The sequence below is a fragment of the Paraburkholderia sp. JHI2823 genome, assembly GCF_038900695.1.
Taxonomy (GTDB): domain Bacteria; phylum Pseudomonadota; class Gammaproteobacteria; order Burkholderiales; family Burkholderiaceae; genus Paraburkholderia; species Paraburkholderia mimosarum.
This window is the reverse complement of sequence record NZ_JAYMRY010000100.1, coordinates 1-4583: the sequence shown is the minus strand read 5'-3', so window position 1 is coordinate 4583 and position 4583 is coordinate 1. Positions and strand designations below refer to the sequence as shown.

Below are 4583 nucleotides of genomic sequence, written 5' to 3'. Positions count from 1 at the left end.
TACCCCCAAATACAAGTGGAGCAACCGGCTGCATACCTTTTGGTTTGGGCCCATTAGCCGCTTCGGCCCATCATCCGTCACGAGGTTTATCGACGATTCACATTTGTTGCGCATGCGGAACTTGCCTGGCCTCGACGCCGCATTGCGGCTCGCAGCGTCACCACATATCGTCGCCGAGCGTGGTGTCTTTCGACGAGTACATTGTCCTTGGAGCTTCAGACCCGGCAGTTACCCGCCACGCCTGTCCAAGTAGGCAACTACTGGCCGTACAGCAGGTCACGGCGACGCGGTACATTACGAAGCGTGACAAGACAGAAACGAGCTTTACCGCTACTGCATGCCGCCTGACGCGCGGCTAACGGCGACACGTGTCGCACTGTATTGACGTATGTAACGCATGAGCTTTTTGTCGAGATCCTTGGTGCTGGTGAATACGCCACGCGCAATGACGTCGCGCTGGATGCGGACAAACCAGCTTTCGACCTGATTCAGCCATGACGGATAGTGGGTGTGTAATGTATCGAGACTTTCGGATGGTCAGCCAGAAATGTTTGAACGGCGTCGGTTTTGTGGCTGCTCACGTTGTCGCAGATCACGTGGACCTCCTTTCCTGTCAACGCCGATTGAATTCTGACCCGGCCGCACCCTCGCCTTTCGGCGATTCGCCGAAGTAAATCTGACCCACCCGGGGCCTGTGTCACGCGGCTGCTTTCGCGCTTGCCTGCGTTCCCGTTTGTCCTGCTTTTCGTTTGTCCTTCAGTCGATAGCTCTCGCCGCTGATTTGCACGATGTGGGCATGATGCAAGAGCCGATGGCGTCAACGAAGCAATTAGTGCATCGGTCGCCTTATAACGTCCCGATCGCAGCGTCGGAGGGGTGACTGCCTCAAGCGCCTCCAGTTTCAAGGAGGGATCGGCTCGGGTATATATTTCCGTCGTTTGCATATGCGCGTGTCCAAGCCAAAGAGAAACCTTGCGCAGATCTTTGGTTGCTTCCAGGATCCTAAGCGCACAGGTGTGCCTCAACAAATGCGGAGAGACGCGCCGGTTGTTCAAGGAAGGACAACGGCTGGCGGCGGCCCGAGCATGTTTGCGCAGGATGTACTCGAAACCGGCGCGAGACATGGGTTCACCACGTGCGTTCAGGAACAATTCAGGAAACGGCGCCTGGCCTCTGACTGCCATCCACGCGCGTAAGGCTGATGTCGTTTCTCTCCAGAGCGGTAGGCAACGCTCCCGCCGTCCCTTTCCGTGAACAAGAACGCTCGGATGTGGTCCAACTTGTATGTCGTCAAGCCGCAGTCCGACGAGCTCGGAGACACGTAATCCCGCCGCGAAACATACATGCAGCATGGCACGATCGCGAATTCCGTCACGTCGGTTAGGAACAGGGGCGTCAAGGATACACTGCATCTCTTCAATCGTGAGATGCCTGACCAGACGTGAATCCGCTTTCTTTGACGGAACAGCCAGAACGCGCCGGACGTGCTCCAGCGCTGTCGGGGCCCGATATTCCATGAAGTGCATGAATGACTTGATGGCTGCAAGGCGAGTGTTTCGGGAACTCGGTCCATTGTGCCGCTCCGTCTCCAGATAGTTCAGAAACCCGACGATCAGATCAGGACCAAGCTGCTCGAGATGCAACTGCGATGGCGAGACCTTCAATCGACGGCTGGCATATGTGAAGAGCAACTTGAATGCGTAGGCGTAGGAGTCGCAGGTGTTGACACTGGCGCGACGTTCGACGGGAAGGCGTTGCTGAAGAAACGCCGTGATATGAGGTGCGATTAGAGTCATGACTGCGCTCCAGTTACGAGGGTTTCGCAACGCTCTGCGATGTCCCGCATCAGCGATGGCGTTGCATCCAGATACCAGTAGGTCGCGGATATCGCGCTATGTCCACGGCAAGCCAATTCTGGTAGCCACAGTTCGGAATGCGCTCTCGACGTCCTCAATACGCAGGGGCTTTCTGCGCAGAGAGATGAAGACGTGATCGTCGAACGGGGCATAGGGGCGCCGCATCTCGAGGTAGCTTGCCAAGCCCACTCGAGCCGTATCGTGCAGTGGCACGATACGGCTCCTGCGGAACTTGGAACATCGAATAACCAACCCGTCCTGGGTGATGTCATCAAAGCGCAGATGAATGGCTTCCGATACTCGAAGTCCTGTGCAGGCGAGTAGCGCGAACAGCGTGCTGTAGGTCCGGCGCCGCAACGAGCGATACCCTGATCGGGACGCTTCCTCCACAAGTCGCCTGATCTCGTCTTCCGAAAGAATGTACGGAGCCCGGCGCGGCGGCTTCTCTCTGCCAAAAACCGGCAGTGGCACTTCGTGGCGCTCGTCCTCGGCGCGGGCATGCCGGGCGAAGCGAATTACTACGCCGAGCCTGCGGGCCCGTTGAAAGACCGATTCGGTCAGCCCGGCCCATTCGATGGCGGTGACCGCGCGAACGTAGCACTCGCGGCGCGCGTCCGCGAAGGCAGCGAAGGTCTGCAGGAGATTACCATCAGACTTCAGCTCGAATCCACAAGCACGACGTATCGTCAGATACGACTCCACGGCTTCAGATAACATGGCATTACCTCCGGCCAGGGTTGAGCAATCTCCTGCAGCATGCCGATATCCACCTTGGCGTAGATTTGCGTGGTCTCGATGGAACGGTGCCGGAGCACTGCTGCGATGTCCTGCAGAGAGGCGCCGTTTCGCAACATTGACGTGGCTACTGAATGACGAAGTACGTGGGCGGCACCACGGCTCGGGCAAGTAACGCCGGCCCGACGCATAGCCTGCTCGACGATGACCGAAATTGCGGCATGAGAAGCAAACGCACGAAGCGGAGCTCGGGAACGGAGAAACAATATGTCGGTTTCTGCGGGAGGCCTCCCTTCCTTCAGGTAGTCGACAATTGCACACCCAACCTCTTGAGTCAGGGGCAGCTTCGTCAGACGTCGCCCCTTGCCGCAAACAGAAATCCAAGCGCCTTTCCAGTCAATGTCATCGACGCGCAACTCCACGATGTCGCCAGCCCGCAATCCCAAACGGGCGAGTAAAAGCAGAATCGCGCGATCCCGTTTGCCTGACGGCGAAGTCGGGCTGCATGACGCGATCACCCGTTCCACTTCTTCCGGCTGCAGATACCGGGGCAGAGCAGAAAGGCGCCAGTGAGCTACTACGGGAATAGCAGCAGCGAGCCGACTGTCGCATTTGCCTTCAGCGATGAGGAAGCGAAAGAACATGTGAAGGGCTGTGGTACACCTCTTCGCCACGGCCCATCCTCGATCCCGGGTTTGGCTCAGCACAAACTGTCGTACGCTCTGGGCGTCGTATTTGCCAGAATCCTCCCCTAGCGTTGCGAGCAAGTCCCGGATCGTCAAACCGTAGTTATACAGAGTGATATCGGCGGTTCCCCGTTGGGCGCGCATCCAGTTACAGAAAGAAGTGAACAAGGAAGCAGGCTGCATCGCAGGCTCGACGTCCGAAGCGTTGATCACGCCAATCTGCTGTAGATGCTCAAGGAACAACCGGCAGCCATTGAGCAAATCGAGCCGGTGCGTATGTCCGTAGCCCGGACATCGGCATCGCACCAAATGCTCGTCGAAACGCCGCAAAACCACCTCATTCGGCGTGTTGTAGGGCAGACGTTCGACTTCGGCCCAATAGAGGAGATGTTCCGCCGCTCTGATATGTCGGCGGGCAGTGATCTCCGCGTAGCCACACTCATTCAAAGCCTGCGAGAAGCGCTCCAGCAGAGCACCACCGCGCCCTTCTCGGAGCTCTTGCAATCGCTGTGAGGAACAAAGTATGTTGCCAACATGACGTCCTCCTGTAGTGGCGATGGGCCACGAAAGACGTCATCATTATACGGAGAGACAGCTGTTAGATCTGCCGCGTTCACGGCCCTCTGGGGCTGACACTTCGCGTAAAAATAGACCCTGCATTAAATCTCTTACGCGGTGCACCGCGTAAGAGATTGCTCGTCAGCACGATGGAGCCGCGTTCGTATCGTTTGGCGACGACATTGAAGAACAGGTTCGCCTCCTCGCGCCCGAACGGCAGATATCCGATTTCGTCGATGACGAGCAGCCTCGGCCCGATGACCGCCCGGTTATACCTTGATTTCCACTGCTTGCTCCTGAGTCAGCATCGGCGGCAAAAAGCCGCCATCCTCTCCCCGGTGGGTCAGGTTTACTTCGGCGGGTGAGGGTCAGTTTTACATCGGCGCTAACACTTTCCGCGCGACTGGGCCGATACCACCTCGGTGAGGAACGCGACAAACTGAGCGCTGGTATGGCGTGGCGCGGTTTTGCCCAGCACTTCGCCAGTTGCGACATTCAATGCGGCGAACAGGCTCAGGGTGCCGTTGCGTTTGTATTCAAAGCCATGGCTCTCGGCGCGCCCGGGCGAGAGCGGCAACATCCGGTCCTTGCGATCGAGCGCCTGGATGGCTGTCTTCTCGTCTGAGCTTCCCCCGAAATTTCGCCTTCCAGTAGGTCATGTGTAAACTCGACCCGAAGGAAGGAAAGAATCGATGTTCAAAATACCGAAGCAGGCGTACACCGCTGAGTTCAGGACGCTCGCGGTACA

The 4583-nt window shown here is 57.7% G+C and carries 2 protein-coding genes and 5 pseudogenes; all 7 read right to left on the bottom strand.

The genetic code is table 11. The annotated features are described in order from the left end of the window. Positions 1-330: 330 nt before the first annotated feature. A pseudogene (locus VSR34_RS37435) lies at positions 331-608 on the bottom strand (transposase); the annotation flags it as partial. Between the two features lie 89 nt (positions 609-697). Next, a pseudogene (locus VSR34_RS37430) lies at positions 698-811 on the bottom strand (ATP-binding protein); the annotation flags it as partial. 112 nt (positions 812-923) lie between these two features. After that, positions 924-1796 (bottom strand): annotated as a pseudogene (locus VSR34_RS37425) (tyrosine-type recombinase/integrase); the annotation flags it as partial. A 96-nt stretch (positions 1797-1892) separates the two neighbouring features. Further along, entirely contained in the window at positions 1893-2573 is a 681-nt protein-coding gene (locus tag VSR34_RS37420; RefSeq protein ID WP_342965118.1) for a tyrosine-type recombinase/integrase, read from the bottom strand. Then, on the bottom strand, positions 2543-3781 hold the full coding sequence (locus VSR34_RS37415; protein WP_342965117.1) for a site-specific integrase: 1239 nt from the start codon (positions 3779-3781) through the stop codon (positions 2543-2545). Before VSR34_RS37415 ends, VSR34_RS37420 begins: the two co-directional genes overlap by 31 nt. Positions 3782-3965: 184 nt before the next feature. Continuing rightward, positions 3966-4109 (bottom strand): annotated as a pseudogene (locus VSR34_RS37410) (ATP-binding protein); the annotation flags it as partial. A 129-nt stretch (positions 4110-4238) separates the two neighbouring features. Next, a pseudogene (locus tag VSR34_RS37405) lies at positions 4239-4457 on the bottom strand (IS630 family transposase); the annotation flags it as partial. Positions 4458-4583: the final 126 nt, after the last annotated feature.

What these genes read in the sequence shown, in the direction of transcription:
- VSR34_RS37420 (WP_342965118.1), bottom strand. Translation starts at nt 2,573, where the DNA reads ATGTTATCTGAAGCCGTGGAGTCGTATCTGACGATACGTCGTGCTTGT.